At 76.7% G+C, this 3,307-nt stretch carries 5 protein-coding genes; 2 read left to right on the top strand and 3 right to left on the bottom strand.

The window, feature by feature from the left end; genetic code table 11:
• Both GTR02_RS20745 and GTR02_RS20740 read right to left on the bottom strand, forming a co-directional pair.
• Positions 1-838, bottom strand: an 838-nt coding sequence (locus GTR02_RS20745; RefSeq protein WP_166609373.1) for an ATP-binding cassette domain-containing protein, incomplete at its 3' end; no start/stop codon positions are given.
• The gene (locus tag GTR02_RS20740; RefSeq protein WP_166609372.1) at positions 835-1,065 is read right to left on the bottom strand and encodes a hypothetical protein; all 231 of its coding nucleotides are present in this window, start codon (positions 1,063-1,065) and stop codon (positions 835-837) included. The genes GTR02_RS20745 and GTR02_RS20740, both read right to left, overlap by 4 nt.
• Before the next feature lie 219 nt (positions 1,066-1,284).
• Here GTR02_RS20740 and GTR02_RS20735 point away from each other — a divergent pair, with 219 nt between their 5' ends.
• Positions 1,285-1,671 (top strand): DNA polymerase ligase N-terminal domain-containing protein, encoded by a 387-nt coding sequence (locus GTR02_RS20735; RefSeq protein WP_166609371.1) that lies wholly within the window; start codon positions 1,285-1,287, stop codon positions 1,669-1,671.
• 10 nt (positions 1,672-1,681) lie between these two features.
• Here GTR02_RS20735 and GTR02_RS20730 read toward each other — a convergent pair whose 3' ends face one another.
• On the bottom strand, positions 1,682-2,137 hold the full coding sequence (locus GTR02_RS20730) for a MarR family transcriptional regulator (protein ID WP_166609370.1): 456 nt from the start codon (positions 2,135-2,137) through the stop codon (positions 1,682-1,684).
• A gap of 100 nt (positions 2,138-2,237) precedes the next feature.
• Between GTR02_RS20730 and GTR02_RS20725 the strand changes: the two genes are divergently transcribed.
• The coding region (locus GTR02_RS20725) for an MMPL family transporter (RefSeq protein ID WP_166609369.1) at positions 2,238-3,307 on the top strand (1,070 nt) is incomplete at its 3' end.

Below are 3,307 nucleotides of genomic sequence, written 5' to 3'. Positions count from 1 at the left end.
GCTCGGGCAGGGCCACCCCCGCCTCGTCGGCCCAGCGCAGGACGCGGGACAGCGTGCGCTGCAGGTGGTTGGTGCGCACGACGAGGTGGCGGCCGTCGAGCACCGTGCTCTCGCCGCCGTCGAGGACGGTGGCGGGCGGGTGCCCGGACGAGGCCGCCCAGCGCACCTCGGCGCGGTGGGTCGCGACGACGTCGGCGAGGCTGCCCTCGGCGACGATGCGGCCGCGGTGCAGGATCGCGAGGGTGTCCGCGAGCTCCTCGGCCTCCTCCAGGTGGTGGGTGGTGAGGAGGACCGCGGTGCCCTCGGCGACGAGGGCCCGGACGAGGTCCCACACGCGTCGCCGGCTCTCGGCGTCCAGGCCGGTCGTGGGTTCGTCGAGCAGGAGCAGCTCCGGCCGGCCGAGCAGGGCGAGGGCGAGGTCGAGCCGCCGCCGCTCACCGCCCGACAGCGACTTCGTCACCACCGACGCCTTGTCCTGCAGCCCGACCGCCGCCAGGACGTCGTCGCTCGCGCGGGGCCGGGTGAGGGTGCCGGCCCACATCCGCGCGGCCTCGGCGACGGTCAGCTCCCCCGGGACCCCGCCGGACTGCAGGACGACGCCGGTCCGGGGGCGGACGAGCCGCCGCTCGCGCACGGGGTCGTGGCCGAGGACGCGGACGGTGCCGGCGGTCGGCGGGGCCAGCCCGGCGACGACGTCCATCGTCGACGTCTTGCCGGCCCCGTTGGTGCCCAGCAGGCCGAAGACGGCGCCCGGGCGCACCGTGAAGCTGACGCCGCGCACGGCCTCGGCACCCGAGGCGTAGCTGCGGCGCAGGTCGACGACGTCGACGGCGTTCACCGGGCCACCCCCGTCGGGGCGGCGGTGCGGTCGGCGCGCACCGCACGCACGAGCCGGACGGCCGTGCCGCCGACGACCGCGCCGGTCAGCGCCCCACCCAGGACGGGGTGGACGCCGAGCGACCACGCGGCGGTGACGAGGAGGGCCAGCAGGACGGTGAGCGCGGCCTCGCGCGGGAGGCTGGGGGGCCGGGCGCAGGAGCGGCGTCGCGAGGTGGGGTTCGTCATGCGTCGAGCCTGCCGCCGTCCGGGCTCGCCTCCCCGTGCGCCGCCGCACGAGTTCTCCCGCCGGCCGCACGGGCGACCCGTGACGAACCTCACGGGTGACCGCGCCCGGTGGGGGCCCCTGCGGCACCGGGAGCGCTGGGCCGCAACGTGCCGGCCCGACGCGCGCGCTCTGCGGTCTACTGGGGCGGTGCCGCCGACCTCCGCCCGCGCGGGCGCCCCGTGACCGCGGCGTCCCGCCCGGCCTTCGTGCTGCACGACCACCGGCGTCCCCGGCCCCACCTCGACCTGCGCCTGGAGGAGGACGGGGTGCTGCGGTCCTGGGCGGTGCCGAAGGGCCTGCCGACGTCCCCCGGCGGGAACCGGCTCGCGGTCGCGGTGCCCGACCACGACCTGGACCACCTGACCTGCACCGACGACGACAAGTCCATCGCGGACACCGGCTGGTGGGAGGAGCACGACCGGACGGAGCGGCGCCTGCTGTTCACGCTGCACGGCCGCCGGGTCCGCCGGTACGCGCTGATCCGCACGGGCCGCGGCTGGCTCCTGCACCTGACCCGGGACCAGCCCGACGCCGACCAGCCCGACGCCGACCAGCCCGACGCGTGAGGGGCGTGCGTCAGCCCTGACCGCCGTCGGGCCAGCGGCGCCGGGCGAAGTGCTGCACGACGTGCAGGAGCGCGGCGCGGAACTCCGCGGCGTCGTGTCCGCTGCCCGCGAGAACGTCGGCGAGGAGGTCGTCGGCGCTGCCGGAGCCGACGACCTCGTCGAGCGCGCGCCGCCCGTCGTCCGTGGCCGTCACGACGCTGCGGCGGCGGTCGGCCGGGTCGCGCTCGCGCCGGACGTGCCCGTGCTCCTCCATGCCGCGCAGCATCCGGCCCATGGTCTGCTCCTCCATCCCGGAACGGCGGGCGAGCTCGCGCTGCGTGGCCGGGCCGGCCGAGAGCAGGTGCAGGATGACGAGCCGCGAGTGGGTGAGCCCGTAGCCCGTGAGGACGTCGTCCCACGCGTGCTCGACCAGTCGCGCGGCCGTGGACAGCAGCCGTCCCGTCGGCCAGTCGGCGCCCTCGCTCACGGTCCCCCTCCTCGTCGTGCTCGTCGTCCGGTGCTCGTGGTGCTGCCCCGACACCCTCGCGGACTGGACCGCGCGGCGCGCACCCGGTACAACACTAAGCATGGTGAGCATTCGTGGGCGGCGCGTCCTGGTCCGCATCGGCCTCGGCCTGCTGGCCGTCCTGTGGTTGTTCCTCGCCTCGCAGGGCGGGCCGGCGATCGGGAACCTCTCCTCGGTCCAGACCAACGACGCCTCGACGTTCCTGCCGACCGACGCCGAGTCGACCCGGGCCGCCGAGGCGGTGCGCGGCCTCGAGGCCACCGGGACCCTCCCCGCGTTCCTCGTCGTCGAGCGCCCCGGCGGCGTGCGGCCCGCGGACCTCGCTGCGGCGCAGGAGCTCAGCGGCTCGCTGCCGACCCTCGCGGTGGGCGACGCCTCCCTCGGCACGTACCTCACGGGCGAGGCCGCACCCGCCATCCCGTCGCAGGACGGCCAGGCCGTGCTCCTGCCCGTCTCCCTCGACGCGAGCGCGGTCACCACGCCCGGCAGCGACGGGACCGAAGCGCTCCCGGTGGTCGTCGACGCCCTCCGCGCGGCCGCGACCGCGCAGTTCCCCGGCGCGCAGACCTGGGTGACGGGCCCCGCCGGGCTCACCGCGGACCTGTCCTCGGCGTTCGGGGCGATCGACGGGGTGCTGCTGCTCGTCGCGCTGGGCGCCGTCCTGGTCATCCTCGTCCTCGTGTACCGCTCGCCAGTGCTGCCGTTCGCGGTGCTGCTCACGTCGGTGTTCGCCCTGTCGCTCGCGGGGCTCGTCGTCTACCACCTCGCCGCCGCCGACGTCCTCGTCCTGAACGGGCAGAGCCAGGGCATCCTCTCGATCCTCGTGGTCGGCGCCGCGACCGACTACGGGCTGCTGCTGGTGGCGAGGTACCGGGAGGAGCTGCGCCGGCACCGGTCCCCGCGCACCGCGCTGTGGACGGCGTGGCGCGCTGCGCTGGAACCGGTCCTGGCCTCGGCGCTCACCGTCGGCATCGGCCTGCTGTGCCTGCTGCTCAGCTCCCTGAACTCCAACCGCTCCCTCGGCCCGATCGCGGCCATCGGCATCGCCGCGGCCCTGCTGTCCGCGCTGACGTTCCTGCCCGTCCTGCTGCTCGGCGGCCGCTGGCTGTTCTGGCCGCGCATCCCCCGCGC

Source organism: Kineococcus siccus, assembly GCF_009906795.1.
Taxonomy (GTDB): Bacteria; Actinomycetota; Actinomycetes; order Actinomycetales; family Kineococcaceae; genus Kineococcus; species Kineococcus siccus.
Note: the sequence above shows the minus strand (reverse complement) of the source record. Positions and strands in the feature narration are given on the sequence as shown.